Annotated in this window: 22 protein-coding genes and 1 pseudogene; 2 read left to right on the top strand and 21 right to left on the bottom strand. The window is 46.8% G+C overall.

Going from position 1 to position 25,982, the window contains the following annotated elements; genetic code table 11:
* Positions 1 to 6 precede the first annotated feature (6 nt).
* The 6 genes from GN277_RS11445 to GN277_RS11420 all read right to left on the bottom strand — a co-directional run bounded on the left by GN277_RS11445 (position 7) and on the right by GN277_RS11420 (position 5,492).
* Entirely contained in the window at positions 7 to 1,593 is a 1,587-nt protein-coding gene (locus GN277_RS11445) for an ATP-grasp domain-containing protein (RefSeq protein WP_159751151.1), read from the bottom strand.
* A 9-nt stretch (positions 1,594 to 1,602) separates the two neighbouring features.
* On the bottom strand, positions 1,603 to 2,295 hold the full coding sequence (locus GN277_RS11440) for an acetyltransferase (RefSeq protein ID WP_159751150.1): 693 nt from the start codon (positions 2,293 to 2,295) through the stop codon (positions 1,603 to 1,605).
* 15 nt (positions 2,296 to 2,310) lie between these two features.
* Positions 2,311 to 3,678, bottom strand: coding sequence for a DegT/DnrJ/EryC1/StrS family aminotransferase (locus GN277_RS11435; protein WP_244324683.1), 1,368 nt, complete (start codon positions 3,676 to 3,678; stop codon positions 2,311 to 2,313).
* Positions 3,675 to 4,367, bottom strand: a complete 693-nt coding sequence (gene loaP / locus GN277_RS11430) for an antiterminator LoaP (protein WP_159751149.1) — start codon at positions 4,365 to 4,367, stop codon at positions 3,675 to 3,677. The genes GN277_RS11435 and loaP overlap by 4 nt, the downstream gene beginning before the upstream one ends.
* Positions 4,368 to 4,428: 61 nt before the next feature.
* Positions 4,429 to 4,965 (bottom strand): transcription termination/antitermination NusG family protein, encoded by a 537-nt coding sequence (locus GN277_RS11425; RefSeq protein WP_159751148.1) that lies wholly within the window; start codon positions 4,963 to 4,965, stop codon positions 4,429 to 4,431.
* On the bottom strand, positions 4,962 to 5,492 hold the full coding sequence (locus tag GN277_RS11420; protein WP_159751147.1) for a hypothetical protein: 531 nt from the start codon (positions 5,490 to 5,492) through the stop codon (positions 4,962 to 4,964). Before GN277_RS11420 ends, GN277_RS11425 begins: the two co-directional genes overlap by 4 nt.
* Positions 5,493 to 5,912: 420 nt before the next feature.
* On the opposite strand from GN277_RS11420, the gene GN277_RS11415 reads away from it, so the two are divergent.
* Complete coding sequence (locus GN277_RS11415) at positions 5,913 to 6,947, top strand: AAA family ATPase (RefSeq protein ID WP_159751146.1); 1,035 nt, start codon at positions 5,913 to 5,915, stop codon at positions 6,945 to 6,947.
* A gap of 111 nt (positions 6,948 to 7,058) precedes the next feature.
* Here the strand turns inward: GN277_RS11415 and GN277_RS11410 are convergent, their stop codons facing one another.
* The 14 genes and pseudogenes from GN277_RS11410 to GN277_RS11345 all read right to left on the bottom strand — a co-directional run bounded on the left by GN277_RS11410 (position 7,059) and on the right by GN277_RS11345 (position 22,939).
* A complete protein-coding gene (locus GN277_RS11410; protein ID WP_159751145.1) occupies positions 7,059 to 8,384 on the bottom strand; it encodes a D-alanyl-D-alanine carboxypeptidase family protein in 1,326 nt (441 codons plus the stop codon).
* A gap of 216 nt (positions 8,385 to 8,600) precedes the next feature.
* Complete coding sequence (locus GN277_RS11405; protein ID WP_159751144.1) at positions 8,601 to 8,756, bottom strand: rubredoxin; 156 nt, start codon at positions 8,754 to 8,756, stop codon at positions 8,601 to 8,603.
* Positions 8,757 to 8,825: 69 nt separating this feature from the next.
* Complete coding sequence (locus tag GN277_RS11400; RefSeq protein ID WP_159751143.1) at positions 8,826 to 10,253, bottom strand: chitobiase/beta-hexosaminidase C-terminal domain-containing protein; 1,428 nt, start codon at positions 10,251 to 10,253, stop codon at positions 8,826 to 8,828.
* A 56-nt stretch (positions 10,254 to 10,309) separates the two neighbouring features.
* On the bottom strand, positions 10,310 to 11,980 hold the full coding sequence (locus tag GN277_RS11395; RefSeq protein WP_159751142.1) for a formate--tetrahydrofolate ligase: 1,671 nt from the start codon (positions 11,978 to 11,980) through the stop codon (positions 10,310 to 10,312).
* Positions 11,981 to 12,016: 36 nt separating this feature from the next.
* On the bottom strand, positions 12,017 to 14,485 hold the full coding sequence (locus tag GN277_RS11390) for an FtsK/SpoIIIE family DNA translocase (protein ID WP_159756673.1): 2,469 nt from the start codon (positions 14,483 to 14,485) through the stop codon (positions 12,017 to 12,019).
* Between the two features lie 67 nt (positions 14,486 to 14,552).
* A pseudogene (locus GN277_RS32140) lies at positions 14,553 to 15,250 on the bottom strand (ClpP family protease).
* 69 nt (positions 15,251 to 15,319) lie between these two features.
* The gene (locus GN277_RS11380; protein ID WP_159751141.1) at positions 15,320 to 16,600 is read right to left on the bottom strand and encodes an O-acetylhomoserine aminocarboxypropyltransferase/cysteine synthase family protein; all 1,281 of its coding nucleotides are present in this window, start codon (positions 16,598 to 16,600) and stop codon (positions 15,320 to 15,322) included.
* A gap of 69 nt (positions 16,601 to 16,669) precedes the next feature.
* Positions 16,670 to 17,479, bottom strand: coding sequence for a CFI-box-CTERM domain-containing protein (locus tag GN277_RS11375; RefSeq protein ID WP_244324682.1), 810 nt, complete (start codon positions 17,477 to 17,479; stop codon positions 16,670 to 16,672).
* Positions 17,480 to 17,491: 12 nt separating this feature from the next.
* Positions 17,492 to 18,223: a YebC/PmpR family DNA-binding transcriptional regulator gene (locus tag GN277_RS11370; RefSeq protein ID WP_159751140.1), complete on the bottom strand. Its 732-nt coding sequence runs from the start codon at positions 18,221 to 18,223 to the stop codon at positions 17,492 to 17,494.
* Between the two features lie 39 nt (positions 18,224 to 18,262).
* A complete protein-coding gene (locus tag GN277_RS11365) occupies positions 18,263 to 19,057 on the bottom strand; it encodes a hemolysin family protein (RefSeq protein WP_159751139.1) in 795 nt (264 codons plus the stop codon).
* 38 nt (positions 19,058 to 19,095) lie between these two features.
* Positions 19,096 to 19,443, bottom strand: coding sequence for a type II toxin-antitoxin system PemK/MazF family toxin (locus GN277_RS11360; protein ID WP_159751138.1), 348 nt, complete (start codon positions 19,441 to 19,443; stop codon positions 19,096 to 19,098).
* Positions 19,444 to 19,513: 70 nt separating this feature from the next.
* On the bottom strand, positions 19,514 to 20,680 hold the full coding sequence (gene alr / locus GN277_RS11355; RefSeq protein ID WP_159751137.1) for an alanine racemase: 1,167 nt from the start codon (positions 20,678 to 20,680) through the stop codon (positions 19,514 to 19,516).
* The gene (locus GN277_RS11350; protein ID WP_159751136.1) at positions 20,667 to 22,187 is read right to left on the bottom strand and encodes an NAD(P)H-hydrate dehydratase; all 1,521 of its coding nucleotides are present in this window, start codon (positions 22,185 to 22,187) and stop codon (positions 20,667 to 20,669) included. The genes alr and GN277_RS11350 overlap by 14 nt, the downstream gene beginning before the upstream one ends.
* Before the next feature lie 107 nt (positions 22,188 to 22,294).
* The gene (locus tag GN277_RS11345) at positions 22,295 to 22,939 is read right to left on the bottom strand and encodes a redox-sensing transcriptional repressor Rex (protein ID WP_159751135.1); all 645 of its coding nucleotides are present in this window, start codon (positions 22,937 to 22,939) and stop codon (positions 22,295 to 22,297) included.
* Between the two features lie 130 nt (positions 22,940 to 23,069).
* Between GN277_RS11345 and abc-f the strand changes: the two genes are divergently transcribed.
* On the top strand, positions 23,070 to 24,983 hold the full coding sequence (gene abc-f / locus GN277_RS11340) for a ribosomal protection-like ABC-F family protein (RefSeq protein WP_159751134.1): 1,914 nt from the start codon (positions 23,070 to 23,072) through the stop codon (positions 24,981 to 24,983).
* Positions 24,984 to 25,015: 32 nt separating this feature from the next.
* Here the strand turns inward: abc-f and GN277_RS11335 are convergent, their stop codons facing one another.
* Positions 25,016 to 25,747 carry a flavodoxin family protein gene (locus GN277_RS11335; RefSeq protein ID WP_159751133.1) on the bottom strand — a complete coding sequence of 244 codons (732 nt, stop codon included), beginning with the start codon at positions 25,745 to 25,747 and terminating at the stop codon, positions 25,016 to 25,018.
* Between the last annotated feature and the right edge of the window lie 235 nt (positions 25,748 to 25,982).

Here is a 25,982-nt window from a genome sequence, read left to right as displayed (position 1 = left end):
TACTCCTTATAAAAACTTTAGTTCATTGATATTGTTTATAGTCCATTGAGCTGACTGATGACGTGGATACAATCCGTCAATATTTTTGAAGTAAATACTTTTCATACCTAACTGCCTGGGCGCCTGAAAATCTTTTGCGAAATTGTCTCCTACATATACTATTTGTCCCGCAGGCAGCCTCCAGCGTGTCTGCATGATACGGAATGCGATATCACAGGGCTTGCGGAACTGTATCCCGCCTAATTCGTCTGTTATGATGATATCATTAACAAGCTTCCCAAGGCCGAGGCCTGCAATTTTCATCTTCTGCCCCTCTGGCCTGCCATCAGTGATAATCCCTGTCTTTATACCTTTTTGATTCAGCTTTGTAAGCAATTCTACAACCCCTTCATAGAGGTGAATATCCGGCTTATGTGTACGATATACATTCAATACAGACTCTTTTTCATCTTCTCTTTTAAGTGTTTTTAGCAGCTCATCAATAGGAGGTAATCCACTCTCATAATACTCCCATAAACACTCTGCGTAAGACAGGTTTCCTAAATATTCCGCCACTGCCCTGTATCCTGACTTCACATATTCCTTTTCTGAATACAACGTATCATCCAAATCAAAGATAATGCCCTTCACCTTGCTTTGTTCCTCTGTAATGCATACAGATTGGTCAAATCTGCTGTAGATAGCTTTGTCCTCTATTTTTTTATAATACTCAGTCTTTTCTCCGTCCAGCATCTTAAGCACAGCTTCTGGGCTTCTTGCACCAGCCTTCATGGATAGGGGTGCGCCTCCGCCAAACCGAGGATTAATCTCGATAAAATAATCTTCCCCTGTGTGGTTGTCACGAATCAACTGTACCGTTATGGCGCCGCATGGCCGAAACGCCTTACATATCATATTCGCCTCTGCAATCATCTTTTCATCCATGCATATCTGAGTCTTTAGGACTTCTCCTGCTCTGACCTGAATCCGTTCACGGGGAACGATGCTAATAGGCTCTCCCTTCCAATCACAGAAAATATCAATTGTATATTCTCTGCCTTCGACAAATGGCTGGACAATATAATCCTTAATCTGTGCGGCAAAAATTTCAAGCTCTCTTACATTCATAACCTTAAATGCATTGATTGAGCTGCTTCCATCTCTCTCTTTGATAAAAGCGGGATATCCTGCCTGATACTTTTTCCACTCATTCACAGGCATTGGAGCTTTAAGCCCGCAGTCCGAAAAAAATTGTGATGTTTGGGTCTTATCTCTACATATCCGAATTTTATCAGCAGATGAAATCATCACCTGAGTACCTGCTTCTTCAAACAAGTCCTTGTTCTCAGATAGAATCAAAAGATCTGTGTCAATCGTTGGGATTAGGAGCGCTATCCTGTCTTCTTTACATATTCTTAAGAGATTGTCTATGTATCCAGGCTCCGTCATAGCTGTAACTTTTCTTGTGTAATCACAATATGCCAATGCCGGCGCTGTCCCTGTCATATCTGCGCCATAGATTTTTAAATCCTTATTTAAAACGAGAGCAGCGTTCCTAAAAGCCTGAAGAAGTTCAATCCTTCTTCCTACTCCTGTGAATAAGATTTTCTTCATGCTGTCCTCCTATGCCGCTGTATGGAATTGTCTGTATAGAGTGAGGACCTTGTATATAAAGCTATCCAGCAGGATACCCCCCCCCCTCAATTTTTGTAGTTCATTCATCATCCTTGCCGGCACTCCTATATGAGTCCCCTTCTCCTTTATATCTTTAATCACTACGGCGCCGGCACCTATTGTACATCCGCCGCAAATACTGACATTGTTAGAAACAATACTACCAGCGCCAATCCATGTCTCATCGCCTACCGTAACGGTTCCGCACAGATGAGCCCCCACTGCTACGTGTACATAATTCCCTATCGAAGAATCATGATCGACGGAGGCACATGTATTGATAATACATCCCTCGCCCGTCTTAATTCCCGGATTCAGCACTGCTCCGGCCATAATAACCGTACCTGCACCTATCTTTGCATCTTTTGCCACTACTGCGTCAGGATGAACAAGGATTGGGAGATATTTATCTCTATTCATTCTAAACAGCTTCTTCCTATGGTTGGCGTTACCTATGGCAATAAAAATATCGTTTTCAATCTCTGATGCCTTCATACACGTGCCAACAACAGGATATAAGCCGCACAATGAGATTGACCTATCGTCATCAAGAAATTCAATCTCCTCATATCCGTTTAGACTTGCAATATCCGCTACGACCTTTCCATGGCCAGAAGCGCCAATGATTGTTAGCTTTTTCACTTCTGACAATCCTCCTTATCTGAAACATCTATGGATAATATCTATAATCATATCCTGTTCCCTGGCAGACATTTTATTATCACTCGGCAGACACAATCCTCTGTTAAAGACATCCTTGCCATGAGCAACTGCTATTTCCTTCTCAATGTAGGCGTTGCTCCTTCCTCTGACCACCCCATCCACAGTCACAAACACATTATTCCTGTAAATTGGCTGCATATGCATCGGCTTCCATATATAACGACTTTCTGCGTTAAACGAGGTAATGGCGGTATGAATTTCTGTTGGACATGACTTACCGGATTCTGTATGAAAAAGCGCATGTTTTTCTGACCTTACTTGGGCACACATTCTATCTTCATCTATCAAAAGGCAGGATAACCAGTAGTTGGGATTCACATTTTCCGGAACGGGATTCATACTCACAGGTAAGTCTGAAAGCCCTTCTTTGTAACGGAAATAGATTTTCTTTTTGGCTTCAATATGTTTCTCTAAATATGGGAGCTGTCCCCTGACAATACCGGCAACAATATTTGACATTCTATAGTTGTATCCAAGTTCTTCATGCTGATACCAGGCAGCGGCTTCTCTTGCCTGGGTAGACCATTTCCGCACCTTATGGGCATCTTCTTCGTCGTCTGTCATCAACATTCCGCCAGAACTTCCTGTCACAATCTTGTTGCCGTTGAAACTGAAAATCGAATAATCTCCAAAGCATCCTGTCTGGACCCATTTCTTTTTACCATCTGCACAATCGGATGCTCCATAAAAAGCTGAGGAAGGATGAATCAGAACAGACGCACCTAACGATTCAGCCGCATCTTCCACAATCAACGCACCGTATCTATCGGCTATCGCCCGAATTTCTTCTACTTTCCCTGGAGTTCCATACAGATGTGCCATCACAATCAGCTTTACATCCGGATAAATCTGAAAAGCTTTTTCAAGCGCCTTCGGACTCATATTCCAGCTATCCATCTCCATATCAATGAAAACTGCTTCGCCTCCCTCATATGCCACCGGATTCACTGTGGCATCAAAGGTACAGTCAGAGCAAAATACCTTCTTTCCCTTAAGCACCCCCACATTCGCAGGCTTCGGTCCATACAGCCTCTCACCCGCAAGACGAACAGCCATATGAAGCGCAGCTGTACCGGCGCTGAGCGCAACTGCGTACTGCCTTCCAACCTTCTTAGCAGTCATCCTCTCCACAGCGTCTACATTCTCTCCAAGTGTCGTCACCCAGTTGGAAAGGATTGCCTCATCTACCCATCTCTGCTCGTCTCCATGCATGGTGGGTGACGACAGCCAAACTTTTTCGGGGAATGGCTTTATACCTGCAAATCTTTGACCAGAAATAAATTCATCCTTTTTTTCCATCATCTATTCTCCTGAAATACTATTTCCTCATTTACAATCTCAATCCCTAGATGTATCATCGACCGGCTTCCCATAAATTCTGTTTCTACTATTGCTATTCTCTTATGCAGGTTTACCTTTTTAATCTGTCCCTCCAGATTCGTAAGCGGTCCAGAGAGAATCTGTATTTGCCTGTTATCTTTCACAACCACTTTCGATAATTCAACTGTAGGTGTCTCTGATTGTTCTTGATACTCTTTGGGATTAATATTCTTTTCTTCTAATGTGTTCTGTAAAAAGTGTATATCCGATTTTGACAATGGGGTAAAATACTCCTCGCAGCTTCCCAACAGCTTTGTCAACGTCGGAATTTTCTCCAATTCATCGTACAATAACTGTGGCTGTCCAGAGATTAAAAAAACATAACCTGGAAACAGCTTTTCGGTTATTTCCTGCCATTTCCCTTTATATTTTTTCTTAAGTCTGCGTATCGGAATAAAACAATTTTCTAAAACATCGCAGGAAAGAATTTGTTTCATCATCATAACAGTTTTTCTTTCCTTGCCAGAAATTACCTGCATTACATACCACATATATCCTCCCAACACATGTTTAAACAGCTTGCCAACCTTCGCCATCCTATAAGGCAGGCTTCGCCATCCATACCTGTGCAGATCTGCACAGCCACAGTCATGATCCTTTATGTCCGTCATTCATATCATCAAGTGCCAATGCTTCAAGAGATATTCCTGATTTTCTGATTCTGCTTTGCCTCTACGCCGGATCTCCCTCCATCCGAATCCCAAACAGCACCTCCTCCTGCCGATTAAATAGCTGCACTCTCGCCATCACATACCGGTGCCTAAGTCTCTGTCTGGTAATCTGATTCAGATATGGCGCTAACACTCCGGCAGCGCTTTTCACCTGTCCTTTTTCATCTACTTCCACGGTAGACAGCTTCATATCCTGCGCAAGCTTCCTGCCGCATACATTTATAAGAAACCTCAAATCCTCCGGCTCTATGGATACAAGCTCTGCTCTACCGCTTCCAATTAGCTGCGGAAATTGCCTTGCTTTCTGCAATTCTTCTGCCAGCTCTCCAGGAAATCTTGTCTCTACAAAAATATAGCCTGGGAACATCTCTTTTCTGCAAAGCAGATATCTTCCCTGTGTTCGGAACAACTGCTGCTTCTTAAGGATTCTGCAGCATTCCCACAAGCTTTGGTCAATCTTCTTTTCCACAAGTGCGCAAGCTTCCTGCTCTTTCCCCAAAACTGTACGCATTACATACCAGCTAATACGCTCTGTCATACAACCTTCTCCATAATCTCTAATCCAGCCAATACGTATCTGACATTCTCACCTTGCGGCGTTTCAAGCCTTGCCAGCCGCTTATGTCGGTCAATCTTACAAATCTGCGCTTCTAACCCTTTAAGCGGTCCCTCTGTCACTTTTGTAACTCCTTCAAAAATCACGCCTCTGGACATTCCCACATGCTTTTTGTCTCCGCACAGAAATCTAAGAAAATTTTCTTCATCCGGACTGATTTTGAGGATTTCTCTGCTTTTTCCAATCTCATCACGACCCTGTCTAATCTCATATTCCAGAAGTTTCTCATTTTTGCTCTCCAGAACCACATTTGCCGGAAAGATCAGCTTCTTCTCCAAATGCCACGTTCCTTGATAGCGGCGCATACAGTCATAGGTTAGAAGAAATGTGTCCTGTAACGCTTCTTGTGAAAAACATCTTCTGCACAAATTCAGAGTCTTTTGTTCTTCCTGCTTACGGCAGGGAAATAAATACCAGATATGAATCCCTCCAACTTCGCAGAGTATCATCCTCTGCGAAAATTTTGTGTTTATTCGGCCGGAAAATTATCTGATTCAATCTATAAATTTCTTAAATTACTCAATAAATTTATAAAATAATTGGAACTTATCCTATGTTTTACATACAAAATTTCTCCAAATTATTACAAAAATATTTTAGGTATTGACTTATTTGCCTTAGATAGTTACAATAAATAATGTTCTTTTTAAAATAAATTTCGCAGAGGATGATACTCTGCGAAATTTGCTTTTAAACCTTCTGTGATTTGTCCCCAAAATAACCTAAAAATGTAACAGTTCAGCCTTCCGGCTTCACTGTTACCTAAAAATCCCCAATTCCCGATTTATCCATTGCTAAACCCTCAAAAAAAGATTATACTTATGTCTAGTACAAAAATACTAAATCAGCAACATTTCAGGAGGTGTACCATGCATTTCATCAATGCACAGATAACGAATTTTAGAGGAATTGAACAGTTGCGTCTGGAATTTAAGCCAGGCTTTCATTTAATAAAAGGAACCAACGGAAAAGGGAAGACCTCTATCCTCAATGCCCTGTCCTCTGGCCTTACTGCAATACTTTCGGGAATCGAAGGCTTTTCCGTCACACATTTTACCAGAGACGAGATCAGCAAAGTGTACAGCACATCTGCCGAGGGCACATTAGAGTGCAGTTACTCCGTTCCGGTTGAAGTCACTCTGGTTGCGAGTGTCGAAGGAATTAATATACCCGTCCGCTGGATTATGAGCCGAACCAGCATCCATGCCTCCAAAAGCTCGATTCAGCCCAAAGATACTGCGGCCATCCTGCGGCGGCTTTCTAAGAAAGCGGAGTTAGACCTGCCCTTATTAAGTTTTCAGGGAGTGGGAAGGGCCTGCTCATTGAGATTAGAAAAGACGGAAAATATATTTCGTAAAAAATATGCAAGAACAGTGGGATATATGGGTGCTTTATCGGAAGAAACCAATCAAAGGTTTCTGTTTAACTGGTGCTCTAAGATGGAAAATACCAAAGAATATGAAGCAGTCATGAATACAGCGGCTGATTTCGCAAACCGGATGAACGGCAAAGAATCATGTAAATTCTTTTACGATAAAAAATTAGACGATTTCATGTATCAGGATGGACAGCGCATCCTGCCGGTGGGACATCAAAGCGCAGGCTTCCAGTCCCTAATCTGGATGGTTTTTGATATTGCCTGCCGGATGGCTATGCTAAATCCCCATAAACAGGAGGAGATTGCCAAGACAAAAGGAATTGTATTGATTGATGAGCTGGATATGCATTTAGATTCCCAGTGGCAGGGAAAAGTGATCGACGCACTTCGCGGAGTATTTCCCAATGTTCAGTTTATCGCTGCCACACATTCCCAGGAATTAATCGCCTCTGCAAAAGACGTCCGAATCATTGATATCGAGCATGAGGAACCGGAATATAGCTATTTGAAGGAAGCCCAGGAGTAACTGACTATACCGTCAATATATTTCGTATTTTATGACAAAAAAGGGCGTCTGAAAAAATGCTGTTTTATAACATTTTTCAGGCGTCCCTTTTTCATCATTTCTAATTGTAAATCACAGCAGCCATTCCTCAATCGTATCTACAAGCGCACTCTGGTAACTGATTGCATCCACATTCTCAGAGGCGATCAGCTCCCTGCTGCCTACCTCCTGGCCATTCAGATAATATTTCACAACGCCTACCTTATCGCCTTTTTTGATTGGAGCCTGTAATTTCTTACTGACTTTTACCTTCCGCTCCATTCCTTTCAAATCTGCTCCCGTTGTGTCTATGTATGTAAACGGTTCTTTCTGCGCCGCCTTGACCGTCTCCTTCACCCCTCTTGCAAGCTTCACAGGTTTTACAGGTTTTGTCCCCTTCTCTTGGTATTTGTTGCATTTCCCAAATCCATAATTGCAAAGGGCAATGGCGTCTCTCACACGCGCCTTGCTGTCGTCCGCGGCCATGATAACAGCAATCAGCTCCGTATCATCCTTTTTTGCCGTGGCTGACACACAGAACTTTGCTTTGCTGGTAGAGCCTGTTTTCAGACCGGTGGCATATTCATACTGCCGAATCAGTTTATTCGTGTTGGACAGCCCGAATTCAGACGTCCCTTTTTTCGTCGTGTGGGTAATATTCTCCATCCAGATGGTACAGTAATCATGAATCTGAGGGTACATTGTAATCAGCTCTCTTGACATCAGGGCAATATCTTTAGCCGTTGTCAGATGCCCGTCAGCATCAAGGCCGTTGCAGTTGATAAAATGGGTATTCTTCATTCCAAGACCCTCGGCTCTTTTGTTCATCTGTGCCACGAATTCCTCTTCACTGCCGCAGATGTGTTCTGCCATTGCCACACATGCGTCGTTCGCACTTGCCACAGAGATACACTTAATCAATGTATCCACCGTCTGCACCTCCCCCGGCTCTAAAAACACCTGGGACCCGCCCATAGACGCCGCATACTCAGAAGTCGTAACCGAATCCTCCAGCTTAATCTTCCCATCCGCCAGCGCATCAAAAATCAGAAGAAGGGTCATAACCTTTGTCACACTGGCTGGAGGACGCTGTGTATCCGCGTCTTTCTCATAAATTACCTGCCCTGTGGAGGATTCCATCAGAATCGCGGAGGGCGCAGAAACCTCCACCTGCCCCGCCGCTGCGCTGCCCGAATCCCCTTCTTCCTGGGCAGCTTCATCTTCATTCTGAACCGCTTCTTCTGCTTCCTTCTGGGCTTCAGCAGCTTCCTGACTCTCCATCTTCTCCTTTGTGTCTTCGCTCTCCTTCGTCTCATCTCTTTGTACATCCGTATACAGAATCGTCTCCTTCGCCTCCATACCATGCACTGGCTGTACAAACAGCAAGACGGCAAGCAGCATTGCCACAATAGATTTCATACACTGACTCCTCATAATTTGCTCTATTACTATCATTGTAATAAGCATCTATAAGAAATATGACAATCCATTCGCCTGATGATCATGAAATCAACCTTAAATAACAGCAAAAAGCAAGGGACAAAAAGCGAAACCTCCTATCCCCTGCTTTTTCTGATGATTGTTCACATCTACAGTGCTACAACAGCCTTATCTTACTCTGATCCCTGTGCCATATTATACCTCAGAAAATTGATCCTTTCCAACCATACACAGCGGACACAAGAAATCCTCAGGCACATCCTCCCACTTAGTTCCCGGCTCGATATTTCCCTCCGGATAACCTACTTCTTCATCATACTCCCATCCACATACATCACATACATACTTCATAAGCTTTTTCTCCTTTCTTATCTATAAACGCTCCGTTAAAGAGCGTTCATTTCCTGAAAAAATCCATGTCTACTGCGTCTCAAGCACATAATTCCTGGTGGTAACTCCGCTGGACCTTCCTTTTCCATTTACAAGGATTGCCTTAAACAAAGTCTCGCCCTCCGGCATGTCTATAGGTCCTATATACTTACTGGACGCCGTAGAAGGCTCCTCTCCGGACGTGGTATAATAAGCCGTATACCCTTCCGGCACCTTAATCTCAATCTGGACTGCCGAACTATACTGACCGGTAGACGGGGACACGGCCGGAGCATCCACAATAGGAAGCTCTACTGTATAAGTCTTCTTTACCGGCAGTCCCGGAACTCCTTTATCGTCAACGGCAAGGGCAGAGATCTCGTTTACTCCTTCACCAAGCTGAATTGGTTCAGTATATTCCTTGCTGCGGATTGTCGCCTCGGTTCCGTCATCTGTATAATAAATCTTGTAACCCTCCTCCGTAGTAAGGGACAACTCCTGGACATCCTCGTAGACCTCATCGTCGTCCAGACTGAATTGGGGACTGGCAACAATGTAGCCTGCCAGCCGCTCAGCCACATCTCCGTCCACATCTTCAAGAAGCAGCGGAATCTTCTCCTTCTGCTCCGTATCCATATAGAATTCCACATATGCCTGATATATATTCGCATTTTTCGGCTGTTTTTTTATCGCCTCTGAGAAAATGGATTCTGCCCAGTCTAAGTCCTTCTTTGCAATATAGACCTTGGACAATCCCACATAGGCATCCTTTTTCGCCTCGTCTTTTCGGATGCCCCGCTCAAAATATGCGATTGCCTGATTCAATTCTCCTGCCTTTAACGCCTTGTTTCCCCTGCTTACAATTCCCTGATAGGAATTCATATACAGATAGACCATACCTCCGGCAATCGCCGCAATGATTAAGAACAAGACCAACAGACATCCCGTCCTTTTGCGCCGCTTTGCTTTTTTGCGCTCTGCCTGCCTGCGCTTCCGGTCGCGCTCAGACATATTTTCGGTTACATTACCCCGACGGGGACCTGTATTCCGGCTTACTCCGCCGCCCATGTCCCGACTGGTGCTTCGGCTCGCTCCATTTCTCATGTCCCGACTAGTGCTTCGGCTCACTCCGCCGCCCATGTCCCGACTGGTGCTTCGGCTCGCTCCATTTCTCATGTCCCGACTAGTGCTTCGGCTCACTCCGCCGCCCATGTCCCGACTGGTGCTTCGTCCCACTCCGCCCATGTCTCGGTTCGTCCCCCGTCCGGTATTCCTGCCTGTACTGCTCCTTGTGGATTTCGTATCCCTTATAGAGCCATAGTCAATATAATCATCCTCGCCGTTAATGGCACCCCTTATCTGCTCAGTAAGCATGTCATCCAAGGGATTGTAATCTGGAACAATGCGTACTTCCCTGCCGCATGATTCACAGTACAACATCCCCTCCGGTATCTCATATCCGCAATACTCGCATTTCATCTTAAGAGACCCCCCTACTTACTGCCGTTACCCTAACAGATTCCGGCAGGTTTTTCTTAAAACAATCCGGTGATCTTCCCATCGTCTGATACATCAATCCCATTGGCTGCCGGAACCTTCGGCAAGCCCGGCATGGTCATAATGGCGCCTGTAAGCGCAACTACAAATCCTGCTCCGGCGCTGACATACACTTCTCTGATATGAATGTCAAAATCCGTAGGACGTCCCAGCTTCTTGGCGTCGTCAGACAGGGAGTACTGATTCTTCGCCATACAGACAGGAAGGCTTCCAAAGCCCATGGAGGTAATCTTTCCAAGCTGCTTCTTTGCAGCCGGCTCATAGACAACCCCTCTTGCACCATAGATTTCCTTCGCGATTGTCTCAATCTTCTCCTCCAAAGACAACTCATCCGGATACAGGGTATGGAAATGGCTCTCCTTATGCTCCAGGGTATCAAGAACCTTTTGCGCCAGGGCGATTCCTCCCTCGCCTCCCTTCTCCCACACTTCAGAGAGAGCAAACTCACAGCCCTTCTCCTCGCAGAACTTACGGATATATTCATTCTCCTTATCCGTATCCGTCACGAAGGAATTCAAGGTTACCACAACCGGAACATCATATTTCTTGATATTCTCAATATGCTTCTCCAGATTCACAATCCCTCTTTTAAGGGCCTCAAGGTTTTCCTTCCCAAGATCCTCCTTCAAAACTCCGCCATTATATTTCAAAGCGCGCACCGTCGCAACCAGAACCACGGCATCCGGTCGAAAGCCTGCCTTGCGGCACTTGATATCCAAAAACTTTTCCGCCCCCAGGTCTGCCCCGAAGCCAGCCTCAGTGACGGTAATATCGCAAAGCTTCAGCGCCATTCTGGTGGCTCTTACACTGTTGCAGCCATGGGCAATATTAGCAAAAGGTCCTCCGTGAACCAGTGCGGGCGTATGCTCTAAGGTCTGAATCAGATTGGGCTTGATGGCATCCTTTAAAAGAGCCGTCATGGCGCCTGTTGCCTCAAGCTCATCTGCCGTTACAGGATCACCGTTAAAATTATATGCCACAATAATCCTTCCAAGACGTTTTTTCAGATCCTGTATATCCTCTGCCAGACAGAGAATCGCCATAATCTCCGACGCCACTGTGATGACAAAATGGTCTTCCCTTACCATGCCGTCCATCTTATTTCCAAGACCAACCACGATATTGCGCAGATTCCGGTCATTCATATCCAGACAGCGTTTCCAGACTACCTGTCTTGGATCAATCTGAAGCGCGTTGCCCTGCTGGATATGGTTGTCAAGCATGGCTGCCAGCAGGTTATTTGCCGACGTAATGGCGTGGAAATCTCCCGTAAAATGAAGATTCAAATCCTCCATTGGCACTACCTGAGCATATCCGCCTCCAGCCGCGCCTCCCTTGATTCCAAAACAGGGTCCAAGAGAAGGCTCCCGAAGGGCAATGATTGCCTTTTTATTAAGTTTTGCCAAAGCCTGCCCTAAACCAACCGTGGTGGTAGTCTTTCCTTCCCCTGCAGGGGTAGGGTTGATTGCCGTCACAAGCACCAGCTTTCCATTCGGCCTGTCCTTAATCCTCTCCCATACCTCGTCAGAGAGCTTTGCTTTATACTTCCCGTAAAACTCAAGCTCCTCCTCATTGATTCCTACGACTTTAGCCACATCCTTAATATGGGCCATCTGTGCCTCCTGTGCAATCTGGATATCTGTTTTCATCGCATTCCCCATCCTTTCTTTTATCTGTTATGTATATTAAGCTTCGTTACCTGATACAAACTGGTCGAACTCCTCTGGCGCCATCAGCACCTTTCTCGGTTTCGTCCCTTCTTCCGGTCCTACGACCCCTGCCTCGGCAAGCTGGTCCATAATCCTTGCCGCCCGATTAAAGCCAATCTTAAATGCCCGCTGCAGCATCCCGATAGACGCCTTATCTTTATCTATGATGAGCCGTCCCGCCTCTACGAAATAGGCGTCGTGGGCATCCTCCTCCACGGAAGCGCCCGCGGCCGGTATACTGCCGCCTTGGTTGGTATTCACATGGTTCACCACTTCTTCGTCGTATGTAACCGCTTCACTGTTTTCCTTCAGGAAATCCACCACATCCTGAACCTCTTTATCCGAGACGAAGGCCCCCTGCACCCTGGCAGGCTTCAGATAACCCGCAGGGTAGAACAGCATATCGCCCTTTCCCAAAAGTCGTTCAGCTCCGTTCATGTCGATAATGGTACGGGAATCTACGCCCTGCGACACGGAAAACGCAATTCGGGAAGGCATGTTTGCCTTAATCAGTCCTGTAATAACATTGACCGACGGCCTCTGGGTCGCAATAACCAGATGAATTCCCGCTGCTCTGGCAAGCTGTGCCAAACGGCAGATGGCTCCTTCCACCTCGCCTGGCGCGGTCATCATCAAGTCCGCCAGCTCATCCACGATTACAATAATCTGAGGCAAAGGCTCCTTTTGTGTGCCGTTTTCCGGCGGCGCGGACATCACCTTCTCATTGTACCCCTTCATGTCCCGCACACCATACTCTGCAAATTCCCGATAACGCCTGTCCATCTCTGCAACCGCCCAATTAAGGGCGCCTGCCGCCTTCTTCGGGTCCGTCACCACCGGAATCAACAGATGGGGAATCCCGTTATAAACGCTTAACTCCACCACCTTGGGGTCAATCATAATCAGCTTGACCTCATCCGGCAGCGCTTTATATAGAATACTCATAATCAGCGTATTGATGCACACCGACTTACCGGAGCCAGTCTGACCGGCAATCAGCACATGGGGCATCTTCCCGATATCTGACACCACAGTCTTGCCCCCAATATCTTTTCCCACAGCAAATGAAATCTTAGAGCTGCTGTTTTTGAATTCCATAGACTCCAGAAGCTCCCGAAACATGACCGGAGAATTCTCCTTGTTGGGCACTTCGATGCCTACCGCAGCCTTGCCTGGAATCGGCGCTTCGATTCGGATATCAGCCGCAGCCAGATTAAGCTTTATATCATCTGAAAGACCTACAATCTTGCTGACCTTTACCCCCATCTCCGGCTGCAGCTCATAACGGGTAACAGAAGGGCCGCAGCTTACATTGGTCACAGTAACCTTTACCCCAAAATTCTGTAGAATCTGCTGAAGCTTCATGGCAGTCTCCCGAAGACTGGCATCCGATTCCCCTTTCTGTTTGACTCCCTTTTTAAGCAAGGAAATAGGGGGCATCCGATATGCCTTCTTTGGCTTCTGATTCTCAGAAGCAATGGCAGACGCCACAGCCGCCGTTTCGTCCGCGGCATCCTCTTTTGCCTTTGAGTTCTTCCTTTGGCTTTTAGCCACAGCCGCTTCTAGTCCTTCTGCTTCCTCCTCCGGCTTATGCGCACCCACATCTAAGGAAACCTCCGCTTCTTTCGATAACGTCATGTCATTTTCCATAGCTTCCTCTATAGGTTCGTCGCCGCCGCGGTTGATGACAAATTCCATTCCCTTATGGGGCTCATTCTTCGTCTGCATTCCCTCTGTCTGCCAATCCTCCGGCTCGACCACCGATGGTTGTACCGGCTTCTTTCCAATCTCCGTATTAAAAGAAACTCCCTCCACATGGCGGTCGCTTCTTTTGCGGGACTTTTTTGCCGCCTCCTTCTTCATTTCCATCAGAGAAGTTTCCCTCATCTTCCGCCGTTCCTCTGCCGTCTCACGCCTGCGAAGCGCATCCTGCTTCGCCCTGTCGTACACCTTCCCACCGTGATTCTTAACGCCTTTAAGGGCAGACTTACCTGTGATAATCACCAGACAGATAATCATCAGGATAATATCCACCACATAGGCTCCGGCGACTCCGATTGCCGGCGTCAGAATACCCGCCAGCAGTTCACCCAAAAGCCCGCCCTTTTTGTCAACCAGTTGAAGAAATGTACAGGCAAGAACCATAAGACATAAGACTGCCCCCACCTTCACATAAGCGTTGGGGTTCCCCCGATTGGATATGATAAATGTTACGGAGCCGAACAGGACAAACGGAATCACAAATGCCGCCCACCCAAAGACATCCTCCATCATACCGGCCAGCAGCTTCCCTACGAAGCCGCCGACGCCAAAGTTACTGATCATCAGAAGGATACTTACGGCAAGCGTCATCCATATGACGATCTCCGTCCCTACAAAGCTCGTCTCCACGTTCTTCTTTTTCGTCGATTTTTTGCTCCCCTGTTTTTTTGCTTTAGCTGCCATCATACTCTCCCCCTTATTCTGGCAAAATAATGCAATAATAGTATATCATTTTTGAAAAGGGCTGTCATTACATATTTTCACTCTTTTTCCTTCGGCACTCGTCAATCATTTCGTGCAATTTATTCAACGCGTCGCTCATACCGCCCACCTCGTCGATTAAACCTTCCCTCACAGCGTCCTTTCCCTCCAAAAGCGTTCCCACATCCTTGACCAGCTCCCTTTGGTTCAGCATCAGCTCCTCGATACGCTTCTGGGTCATATGAGAATGGTCAGCAAGAAACCTTGTAATCCGGTCCTGAGTCTTAATCATATTGCGCAGGCTCTGGGTTATGCCGATAAACATTCCGTTAGAGCGCACAGGATGGATGATCATGGTTCCGCTTGGAACAATGAAGGAGTATTTGGCTGAAACAGCCAAGGGCCCTCCGATCGAATGGCTTCCGCCAAGCACCAGAGAAACCGTAGGCTTACTTAAGGAAGCAATCATCTCCGCGATGGAAAGCCCTGCCTCCACGTCTCCCCCCCAGGGTATTCAGAAGGATTAAAAGCCCTTCAATCTCGTCACTGTCCTCCACCTCGGCAAGCAGGGGGAAGATGCTCGTACTTGGTGGCCTTGGCATTGCCGGAAACCGCCTCATGCCCCTCAATCTCCCCAATCACGGTCAGCAGCTTAATCTTGTGCCGATTCTTGCTCCCTTCCAAATCCACACTTCCCATTTCCTTAATCTGTTCCCGCTTTTGTTCTTCACGTACTCCGTCTGACATAAAAAAACACCTCCATACATATTTTCCTATCCTTCATTAGTATGGAAGTGTTTTACAAATCTTATACCTTTATACCTGTTCTAATGCCTGTGAAAGATCTGCAATAATATCGTCAATATGCTCAATCCCTACGCTGAACCGGATTAAATCTGGCTGTACGCCTGCCTCCATAAGCTCTTGATCATTCATCTGACGGTGGGTATGGCTTGCCGGATGAAGCACACAGCTTCTCGCATCCGCCACATGGGTCACAATGGCAATCATCTTTAAGCTGTCCATCATCCGAACTGCCGCCTCCCTGCCGCCTTTTAGCCCAAAGGTAATCACCCCGCAGGTTCCCTTAGGCATATACTTCTTGGCAAGCTCATAGTACCGATCACCCGGCAGAGACGGACAGTTTACCCACGCAACTTTATCATGCTTGCGTAAAAACTCTGCGGCCCTCTTTCCATTTTCACAGTGTCTCTCCATGCGCAGATGCAGCGTCTCAAGCCCCATATTTAACAAAAATGCATTCTGGGGGGACTGAATGGAGCCCAAATCCCGCATAAGCTGGGCCGTCGCCTTGGTAATATACGCGCCCTTGCCGAATCTCTCTGTATAGACGATTCCATGATAGGTCTCATCCGGCGTGGTAAGCCCTCCAAACTTCTCCTTATGAGCCTCCCAATCAAAATTCCCGCTGTCCACAATGGCGCCTCCCACACAGGACGCATGGCCGTCCATGTATTTGGTGGTGGAATGGGTCACAATATCCGCCCCCCACTCAAAGGGCCTGCAGTTTACAGGCGTTGCAAAGGTGTTATCTACAATAAACGGAACCCCATGGGCATGGGCAGCCTTGGCAAACTTCTCAAAATCCAGAACCACCAGCGCCGGATTTGCAATACTCTCTCCAAATACAGCCTTGGTATTCTCCTGAAAAGCCCCATTAAGCTCCTCCTCTGTACAGTCCGGCTCCACAAATGTGGCCTCCACACCCATCTTTCGGATTGTGTGAGCAAAGAGGTTGTAGGTTCCCCCGTAGATTGCAGAAGCGCACACCACATGGTCGCCCGCCTGTGCAATATTCATCACCGCATAAAAATTCGCCGCCTGTCCGGAAGATGTCAGCATAGCCGCCACGCCGCCCTCCAAGTCGCAGATCTTAGCCGCCACAGCATCATTGGTGGGATTCTGGAGGCGTGTGTAAAAATACCCTGATTCCTCCAAATCAAACAGACGTCCCATCTGCTCGCTGGAGCTGTATTTGAACGTGGTGCTCTGGTAGATGGGCACCACCCTTGGTTCCCCGTTGTCCGGCGTATATCCCGACTGGATACATTTGGTTTCTGTCTTATAATTACTCATAATGCCTTATCTCTCCTTTGTTCTTAAGGATATGTAATTACCCTAGTGTACTGACACATTTACATTACACTAGTTTAAATAGTGGGACGGCGCGAATCTCTGTCTCAGACTGCCCACCATATCCCCATACAATTCTCTGCATTTTACATTTTCTTCATTCTTGGCATATTCTACACAAGGGCATAAATAATCCTCATATATCTCCTGATATATCTTCCATGGCTCCTTATGCATCCCTATGGAAAGCACCAGCGCCGGCGCAATCTCATAGTATTCCTCCACCATGGCGCGCCCCTCCTTTGACTGCATCAAATAATCATCTCTGTATCTGCGAAGGATGGTAAGCTCCCTGCAGTCATCTGATTTTCCCTGACACTCACACACAGCCGTTGTAATATAGCACAAGCCCTTCCGAAAGCCTCCGGCAATCTTCTCATAATCCGACTTCTGAAGCCGAAGTCCCGTTACCTGGCTTTCATTCCAAATCTCAACCATCTGCTGGGCAATCTGTTCATTGACAGGCTCATGCTGATAAACCAGCATCGGCACCACATATACCGCCATTGCCATATTATAATCAATCCCCACAGGCTCTTTCTTTTGCTTTGGCACATCAAGAAATTTTCTTCTGGCATACATGGGAATCACAGAAGCCAGCTCCTCAATCGCTGCCGAAGCTGTCTCCTCCTCCCCCTCGCACAGAGCCGGAAGCGACATGAACAAATCTCTGTACTTTTCATAGGTATCTTTAAAATACTGCTCATAGGACTTCTTCTTAAAATATTTCATAGACTTAACCATCTCGTCAAAAAAATCCTCAAGCTTCTTCCTGGTCTCCTCCATTAATCTCCCTTCCGCAGAACGTCCCTCACTTTTCACCTGTACTGTCCGTCATTCGTCCCAGTTATGATACACATCCTGCACATCATCATCGTCATCCAGCATATCCAACGTCTTTTGAATACTTGCAATATCCTTCTCGTCCGTAAGCTCCACATAAGTCTGAGGAATCATCGTCACCTCAGCGGCAGCCATCTTGATTCCTGCTTCCTCAAGCGCCACCCGAACGGCGCTGAAATCATCAGGAGCCGTCAGAATCTCGAAGCTGTCCTCCTCCTCTACGAAGTCCTCCGCCCCTGCATCTAAGGCCATCATCATCAGTTCATCTGAATCTCCCTCATATTCTTCCTTGTCCACCACAATCTGACCCTTCTTGTCAAACATAAAGGAAACACATCCCGGCGTCCCCACATTCCCGTTTCCCTTGGTAAATGCGTTCTTTACGTTGGAGGCAGTACGGTTCTTGTTATCCGTCAGCGTCTCCACAATAATCGCCGTACCGTTAGGCCCATACCCTTCATATGTAATATGCTCATAATTGGCGGCGTTGGCGTCGCTGTCCGCCCGCTTAATATTGCGGTCAATGGTATCGTTAGGCATATTATTCGCCTTGGCCTTGGCAATCACATCCCGAAGGCGGCTGTTATTGGCCGGATCTGCGCTTCCTCCTTCTTTTACCGCAACTGCAAGCTCCTTCCCAATCTTCGTGAAAATCTTCCCTTTCGCTGCGTCGTTTTTCTCTTTTTTATGCTTGATATTGGCAAATTTTGAATGTCCTGACATATTTCCTACCTCTCTCTTATTCTAATCTAAATTATTTTATCATTCTTCCCACCGTTTTTCAATCCTAACCCTTTGGATTGTGTTATTATCCACCAGAAGAACTGTAAAGCGATATCCCCCATAGTCAACGATGCACTGCTCGTCCTCCCCTGGAATCCGGTCCAGCTGCTGGATTAAGAAGCCGTTCAGCGTCTCAAACTCATCCTTCTCAAACACGATGGGTAGAATGTCCTCCAAATCCTCCAAATCCACCATCCCATTGACCAGAAGATTTCCGTTCTGAAGCCTTCTGATGCGCTCGTCCTCCTCGTCATGCTCGTCAAGAATATTTCCTACGATTTCCTCCAAAATATCCTCCATGGTCACAAGCCCTGAGGTCTGTCCATACTCGTCCAGCACAATGCGGATATGGTTCTGGTCCGCCTGCATTTCCTTAAATAACGTGTCAATACTCTTTGTCTCCGGTATAAACGCCGCAGACCTTATGTAGCCCGTCAGGTCCTTGAGGGGAACCTTCCTTAGCTTTTCATCCAGATAACATGACATGGCCTCCCTCAGATGGATAATTCCAATAATCTCGTCAATGTCTCCCTTACAGATGGGAAATCTGGAAAAATTCTCCTTAAGCATAAACTTAAGCGCATCCTCAAGCAGCTCCCCGCTGTCAATCGTTACAATATGCTTCCGGTGAGTCATAATATCCTTTGCATCCTTATCCAAATAGCGGATAATATTGTGGATTAGTCCCGCCGCTTCCTTCTGCGCATCCTCTGCAAGCTCATCCTCACCCTTTAACAGATATTTCATCCGTTGGAACAAACTGCCTTCTTCCATAACTGATGTCTCTTACTCCTTTACTATTTTTGAGCGCCCTATGTATGAAGCTCAAAACTAACCTTCAGCGCTTCATCTACTCTGTTCATAATCTCCTTGTCCAGATGGCACACCAGATCCCGAAGCCGCTGTTTATCTATCGTCCGTACCTGCTCCAACAACACCACAGAGTTCTTGACGATCTGATACCGCCTCGCATCAATCTCTACATGAGTCGGCAGCTTCGCCTTATTCATCCTTGACGTGATGGCGGCACAGATCACAGTCGGGCTGTGTCTGTTGCCCACGTCGTTCTGTATAATCAGCACTGGCCTTACGCCTCCCTGCTCTGAACCCACCACAGGGCTTAAATCTGCATAATAGATATCTCCACGTCTTACCTGCACACTTTTTCACACTCCGATTTCTTAAAGATAAGATGAGTATTTCCATCTTTTGTCGGATGTATTCTATCTTTTATGCAAAATAATCCATCTGCTCCACAACTTTTCCGTGCCGCAGAAACTCCCTTGGAACCCGCTTGCCAAAATTGCAGATAAACTCGTACCGCAACTTCTTTGCCAGGCTGCTTAGCATTTCCACCGTGACCCATGCATCGCCGTTTCGCCCTACCAGTGTCACCAAATCTCCAAATTCCACATCGTCAATGTCCGTCACATCCACCATAAACTGGTCCATACATACACGGCCTAAGATTGGCGCCTTTTTCCCATGTATCAGGACATAACCCTTGTTGGAGAGGCTTCTTGGATACCCGTCCCCATAGCCCACAGGGATGGTTGCAATCCTGGTGGGCCTTGAGGTGACAAAGGTTCCTCCGTAGCTTACAGGCGTTTGCGCCTCCACCCATTTTACATGAACCACATGGCTAATTATTTCCATTGCCGGACGCAAGGGAACCAGGTCCTTTTTGACCTCGTCAGAAGGGTACAGACCATAGGTGGCGATTCCCGCCCGCACCATACTAAGAGACGCCTCCCTTAAATCAATGATCCCCGCACTGTTGGAGCAATGATAATAGGAAGCCGTAACCCCAAGCTTGGCAAGTCTGCCCTTCATCCACATAAATTTGGCAAGCTGGCTTTTGGCATCCGTCTTGTCAGTCTCATCAGCCCTGGCGAAATGGGTGTACATGCCCTCAATAACCAGGTTCGGCATACGGCTGATTTCCTCTATCCTGCCAATACTATCCTCCTGAGCCAAAAATCCCAGACGGGACATTCCCGTATCAATTTTCACATGAATGTACGCCTTTTTTCCCATTTTTACGGCAAATTCGGACACCCGCCTTGCCGTCTTAACGTCATAAATGGTCATGTGTATCTCATGGAGCAGCATTTCCTCCCACTGTTCCGGAAAAATACAGCCCATCACCAGGATTGGCTTCTCAATCCCACCTTTTCGCAGAATCATTCCTTCGTCAAGGGCTGCGACTGCATAGCCCCAGATATACTCCTTCTTGGCCAGGAATCTTGCTACCTGTAAGGCGCCATGCCCATAACCGTCGGATTTGATTACAGACAATATCTTCACGCCTTCGTCAAGGTTTTTCCTCATCATCTCCATGTTATATTCTATTGCATCAAGGTCAATCCTTGCACAAACTCTGCTATAATTCTTCATTTTCTGCCTCCAGTCTCTTAAATGCCTCACTCAAATATAATAGCAGATCCTGAGCCATTACGCTATAACTTCCTTTCGCCGCCTTAGCATAATCCCCCGCCCGACCATGGAGATACACTCCAAGCACAGCCGCCTTGTGACAGCCAAGCCCTTGTACCAGAAGTCCGGCTATGATTCCTGAAAGGACGTCGCCAGAGCCAGCCTTCGCCATCGACGGGTTTCCAGATTGATTGACATAAAATCCCTCTCCTGGGGTGGCGACTACAGTGCGGGAATCCTTAAGGACGCAGGTACATCCTCTGCTCTTGGTATAACTCCTTAGAAGATTAATACGGTTTGTTTTCAATTCGTCTACCTTTTGATTAACCAGACGGGACATTTCCTTCATATGAGGGGTTAGCACGATCTGCCGTTCTTTTGCAGCTTCAGATAAATCCAAATATTCTTCATGCTCTGCCAGCAGATTCAGCCCGTCTGCATCAATCAGACAAGGACCCTTTCCCCTCTCTAACGTTGTCTTTAACAGCTTGCAAGCCGTCTTGCCAGTCCCAAGCCCTGAGCCGATACAGACCCCGTCCGCCCAGGAAAGAAGATTAAGCAGATCTTCCTCCTCATACTCTGTGTAATCATTGATAATCGCCTCTGGAAGAAGCTGCTGTAAGATTTCTCTGTTCTCCTTTGGCGTATAGATTCGTACCAGCCCTGCGCCGGACAGGTACGCCGCCTTTGCGTTGAAAAAAGCCGCGCCGGACATCCCCTTACTGCCGGCGATTACCAATAGCTTCCCGTAAGTCCCCTTATGAGAATCTGCCTTGCGCATAGGAAGCAGCCTCCTTAAGTCCGTCTCATCACAGCAATATGCAAGACTTGAATCCTTCAAAAGCGCCTCTGTATGAATTCCAATATCCTCTATGCGCACCTTTCCTGCGTACTCCTTCCCCGGATACAGCACAAGTCCCAGTTTTTCCAACTGAAATGTTACAGTCACATCCGCACGAAATGCAGTACCTAGCACCCTGCCTGTGTCCGCAGAAATACCGGAGGGCATGTCAACGGCAAACTTCACTCCTTTTGCCTCGTTCATCTGGGTAAGCAGGGTTAAATACTTCCCTTCAATCTTACGGCTAAGCCCCACGCCGAACACTGCGTCTATGATGATACTATATTCACCAGCCTTGAATTCGTTGCATATCTCTCCGCCGATTTTAGTGAACCACTCCATCTGCTGTGTCGTCTCCTCAGTACAATGAGCCATATTGCCTGGGAAACAGACCACGGGACGCAGCTCCTTCCGCCACAAAAGCCTTGCGATTGCAAAACCGTCGCCTCCGTTATTTCCAGAACCGCAGACGATACAGGGCTTAGACAAGTCAAGACCTTCCTCCTCCATCACTCTCACACAGGAGGCAGCCGCCCTCTCCATCAACTCAAGAGAAGGAATTCCCACCTTCTCTATCGTATATTGATCCGCCTTCTTCATCTGAAGGCCGTCCACCAGATATTGCATATCTTATCTCCTCCCATACCTTTTTAAAGATATCCTTTGGATAAAATCAACAAACTGTATGAAAAATACTTTTTCGTAAAAGTTATTTCCATACAGTCCTTAAATAATTACTTTTTGTGCTCCTTATTGAACCGGTTAATCTTATAGGACAACTGCATCAGACTCTCCGACAGATGCACATTCTCAACGATAACGTGCTCTGGCAGATTCAAGTCCGTGTGGGCAAAATTCCAGATTGCCCTTACACCGTTGACAACCAAAAACTCCGCCACCTCAATCGCCTTGTCCTTGGGGATGGTAAGAGCCGCAATCTCCACCTCATTATCCTTCACAAACTCGCCAAGCTCCTCAATCATCCGCACAGGAACTCCCCGTATCGTCATGCCTGCGAGCCTGGGGTTTACGTCAAAAATTCCTTTCAGTATGAATCCCCGTTTTTCAAATGCTGCATAATTCGCCAATGCCTGTCCCAGATTACCTGCACCGATGATAATCATACGGTGATCCTCCTCCAGCCCCAGAATCTTGCCGATCTCCGTATACAGATACTTGACATTATATCCATATCCCTGCTGCCCAAATCCGCCAAAATTGTTAAGATCCTGACGAATCTGAGATGCAGTCACCTTCATCCGCCTGCTCAGGTCATTGGAGGAGATCCTCTCTACCCCGTGCTCCAATAACTCACCAAGATATCTGTAATACCTGGGCAACCTTCGTATGACTGCCTGGGAAATCTCTCTTTCTTCCAATTTAAACTCACCTTCCATTTCCTTTCTAATACTCAATTATATAGAATTGTAAGTTTAAAGTCAAACTTTTAGTTGTATTTTGTATATTTTTCGTTATAATGAAAGAAACCACTGAACAAGGAGGAGCATCATGATACTGGCATGTCACGGAATCAGCAAGTCCTTCGGGGAAAATGTTATTGTCACCGAAGGCTCTTTTCATATAGAAGAACACGAAAAAGCAGCCCTTGTAGGGCCAAACGGCGCAGGTAAGACCACGCTGTTTAAAATGATTGTAGGAGAACTTTCCTCCGACGCCGGAGAGATTATTCTCACCAAAGGTAAGACATTAGGCTATCTTGCTCAACATCAGGACATGGTAAGCGGCGGCACCATTTATGAAGAGGTGAAGCTAGCCAAAGCAGATATTATCGCCATGGAGGCGCAGCTTCGCTCCATTGAATGTGAGCTTAAGCATCTAAAGGGGGACGCCTTAACCGCCCGCCTGGAGACTTACCACCGCCTGACGGCAGCTTTTGAGCGGGAAAACGGATACGCCTACGAAAGTGAGATTACGGGCGTCTTAAAGGGACTGGGCTTTCGGGAGGAGGATTTCTCCAAGCCTGTATCCACCCTCTCAGGAGGCCAGAAGACACGGGTTTCCCTGGGAAAGCTTTTGCTCACAAAGCCGGATATCCTGCTCCTTGACGAGCCCACCAACCACTTAGACTTAAACTCCATCGCCTGGCTTGAGACCTATCTACTTAACTATTCCGGCGCTGTACTGATCGTCTCTCACGACCGCTATTTCCTTGACCGTGTCGTAACAAAGATATTGGAAATTGAGCTTGGAAGCCTTATGACCTACATGGGCAACTACAGCGCCTATGCTGAGAAAAAACGCAGGCTTCGGGAGGCCAAGCTTAAAGAGTACTTAAATCAGCAGCAGGAAATCAAACACCATGAGGCAGTCATTGAAAAGCTGCGCTCATTTAACCGTGAAAAATCCATCAAGCGGGCGGAGAGCCGTGAAAAGATGTTGGAAAAAATCAAGCCGGTGGAAAAACCGGTGGAGATGAATACAGAGATTCACTTAAACCTAGAGCCCTCCCGTCAAAGCGGCAACGACGTGCTTACCGTTGAAGCTCTAGGCAAATCCTTCCCAAACCAGGTATTGTTCCAGAACGTAAGCTTTGAAATCAAACGGGGAGAGCATATTGCGATAATCGGGGACAATGGAACAGGAAAGACTACCCTCCTTAAGATACTTAACCAGGTGCTTCTTGCCGATACAGGAGCTTTTACCCTTGGGGCCAACGTAGAGATTGGCTACTATGACCAGGAGCACCATGTACTCCATATGGACAAGACCATTTTCGACGAGATATCTGACGACTATCCTGAGCTTACCAACACCAAGATTCGTAATATGCTGGCAGCGTTCCTTTTTACAGGGGATGATGTGTTCAAACGGATTGGGGACTTAAGCGGCGGTGAGAGGGGACGTGTCTCTCTGGCGAAGCTGATGCTTTCACGGGCGAATTTCCTGATTCTGGACGAGCCTACCAACCACCTAGACATCTCCTCCAAGGAGATTCTGGAGAAGGCGTTAAACGACTATACAGGAACTCTGCTCTATGTTTCCCATGACAGGTATTTTATCAACCAGACAGCCACACGGATTCTGGATTTGGTCAACCATACCTTCGTCAACTACATTGGAAACTACGACTATTATCTGGAAAAGAGAGACGAGCTGACCGCCGCTTATGCTGGCAGAGAGGAAACCATTTCTTCCTCTGTGGAAGTCGTATCTGAGGCAAAATTAAGCTGGCAGGAGCAGAAGGAGGCCCAGGCACGGGAGCGCAAACGCTTAAATGAACTGAAAAAGACTGAGGAATGTATTACGGGTCTGGAGGAACGGGACGCAGAGATTGACGGGCTTATGATGCAGGAGGAGGTTTTTACCAACTCTCTCCGGTGCCAGGAGTTGGCCAATGAGAAGGCCGCCATTGCAGCAAAATTAGAGGAATTGTATGAGCGCTGGGAAGAATTAGGGACGTAGTAAAATATATTACTACGCCCCGTCTCTTTTCATTAATTTTCCTGTCCTGTCTTCTGCGCCGCCTTCTTCCACGGGCGCGCCTTCCCAAGCCATCCCTTTTCCTTCCAGTAAGCGACATCCGGAAGGTGTTTCCCGTTCTGCTGTATATGTCTCATGATATAGAATAAAATCTTCGTCTTCAACGCCGGAGTCACAGAAGCCGTATCCCTGGTAAGCTTAAGAGCAAGCTGGTCCACATCATTGACAATCTTCTCCTTTATGGACATCTCCACATCCTCCCACCGTATGGCAGACACGGCAATCCCGTATGTATAAATCCTTGCCACACCCCAGAAGAACAAGCTGCTCTTAATATCCTTAAGCGTGGATCTCATGCCGCCTCCTGCACCGGTGGTCACACACACGGCCTGCTTGCTAAACATACTCTCCTCTGGTCTGTGCACCATAAAACGATATCCGTAATGATCCAGCAAAACCTTCAAAGCCCCTGTCACATGGAGTACATGAACCGGCGACGTAAATACCAACAGGTCCGCCTCGTCGATCATCCGTGTCACCCGCTTCATATACATCAGATAATCTGGACACTTCTTCTCACTCTCCATTATACAGGTAGCACACCCACGACAATATTCCGGCATGTCCTTTGGAAGAAATAACTCAATGACCTGATCCTCTTCCCTCGCAATCTTCTCAATCACCATCTTTCCGATATGGTAGCTTGAGCCGTGTCTCATGGTGCCATTAATCATCAGTATCTTCATCTTGTCCTTGTTCTCCCTTCTCTTTTACATATCTATGTAATGTGGGCAGACGCTATGGAACATATCCAGACCCACAGAATTTGATGATATTTGGTTTTATTATACCATTTTCCATATAAAAATGGTATGGTTTTCACAGATAAATTTAACGATATCTTCATACTGCCAGTACTCACCCTTTCCTACCCAAATTTATGGAAAGCGAACTTGACATTACTGTGATTCTTGTTTATAA

This window comes from Sporofaciens musculi (genome assembly GCF_009830285.1).
GTDB lineage: Bacteria > Bacillota > Clostridia > Lachnospirales > Lachnospiraceae > Sporofaciens > Sporofaciens musculi.
The sequence above is the reverse complement of the archived record's forward strand: the minus strand, read 5'-3'. Positions and strand labels throughout refer to the sequence as shown.

Coding starts and splice junctions, on each gene's coding strand:
- GN277_RS11410 (WP_159751145.1), bottom strand. CDS start 8,384: ATGAAATCTATTGTGGCAATGCTGCTTGCCGTCTTGCTGTTTGTACAG.
- GN277_RS11335 (WP_159751133.1), bottom strand. CDS start 25,747: ATGAAGATACTGATGATTAATGGCACCATGAGACACGGCTCAAGCTAC.
- abc-f (WP_159751134.1), top strand. CDS start 23,070: ATGATACTGGCATGTCACGGAATCAGCAAGTCCTTCGGGGAAAATGTT.
- GN277_RS11405 (WP_159751144.1), bottom strand. CDS start 8,756: ATGAAGTATGTATGTGATGTATGTGGATGGGAGTATGATGAAGAAGTA.
- GN277_RS11370 (WP_159751140.1), bottom strand. CDS start 18,223: ATGTCAGGACATTCAAAATTTGCCAATATCAAGCATAAAAAAGAGAAA.
- GN277_RS11435 (WP_244324683.1), bottom strand. CDS start 3,678: ATGATGGAAAAAAAGGATGAATTTATTTCTGGTCAAAGATTTGCAGGT.
- GN277_RS11420 (WP_159751147.1), bottom strand. CDS start 5,492: ATGATACTCTGCGAAGTTGGAGGGATTCATATCTGGTATTTATTTCCC.
- GN277_RS11380 (WP_159751141.1), bottom strand. CDS start 16,600: ATGAGTAATTATAAGACAGAAACCAAATGTATCCAGTCGGGATATACG.
- GN277_RS11445 (WP_159751151.1), bottom strand. CDS start 1,593: ATGAAGAAAATCTTATTCACAGGAGTAGGAAGAAGGATTGAACTTCTT.
- GN277_RS11390 (WP_159756673.1), bottom strand. CDS start 14,485: ATGGCAGCTAAAGCAAAAAAACAGGGGAGCAAAAAATCGACGAAAAAG.
- GN277_RS11365 (WP_159751139.1), bottom strand. CDS start 19,057: ATGGAAGAAGGCAGTTTGTTCCAACGGATGAAATATCTGTTAAAGGGT.
- GN277_RS11350 (WP_159751136.1), bottom strand. CDS start 22,187: ATGCAATATCTGGTGGACGGCCTTCAGATGAAGAAGGCGGATCAATAT.
- alr (WP_159751137.1), bottom strand. CDS start 20,680: ATGAAGAATTATAGCAGAGTTTGTGCAAGGATTGACCTTGATGCAATA.
- GN277_RS11425 (WP_159751148.1), bottom strand. CDS start 4,965: ATGACAGAGCGTATTAGCTGGTATGTAATGCGTACAGTTTTGGGGAAA.
- GN277_RS11400 (WP_159751143.1), bottom strand. CDS start 10,253: ATGAAATGCGAGTATTGCGGATATGAGATACCGGAGGGGATGTTGTAC.
- loaP (WP_159751149.1), bottom strand. CDS start 4,367: ATGACGGACATAAAGGATCATGACTGTGGCTGTGCAGATCTGCACAGG.
- GN277_RS11395 (WP_159751142.1), bottom strand. CDS start 11,980: ATGAAAACAGATATCCAGATTGCACAGGAGGCACAGATGGCCCATATT.
- GN277_RS11415 (WP_159751146.1), top strand. CDS start 5,913: ATGCATTTCATCAATGCACAGATAACGAATTTTAGAGGAATTGAACAG.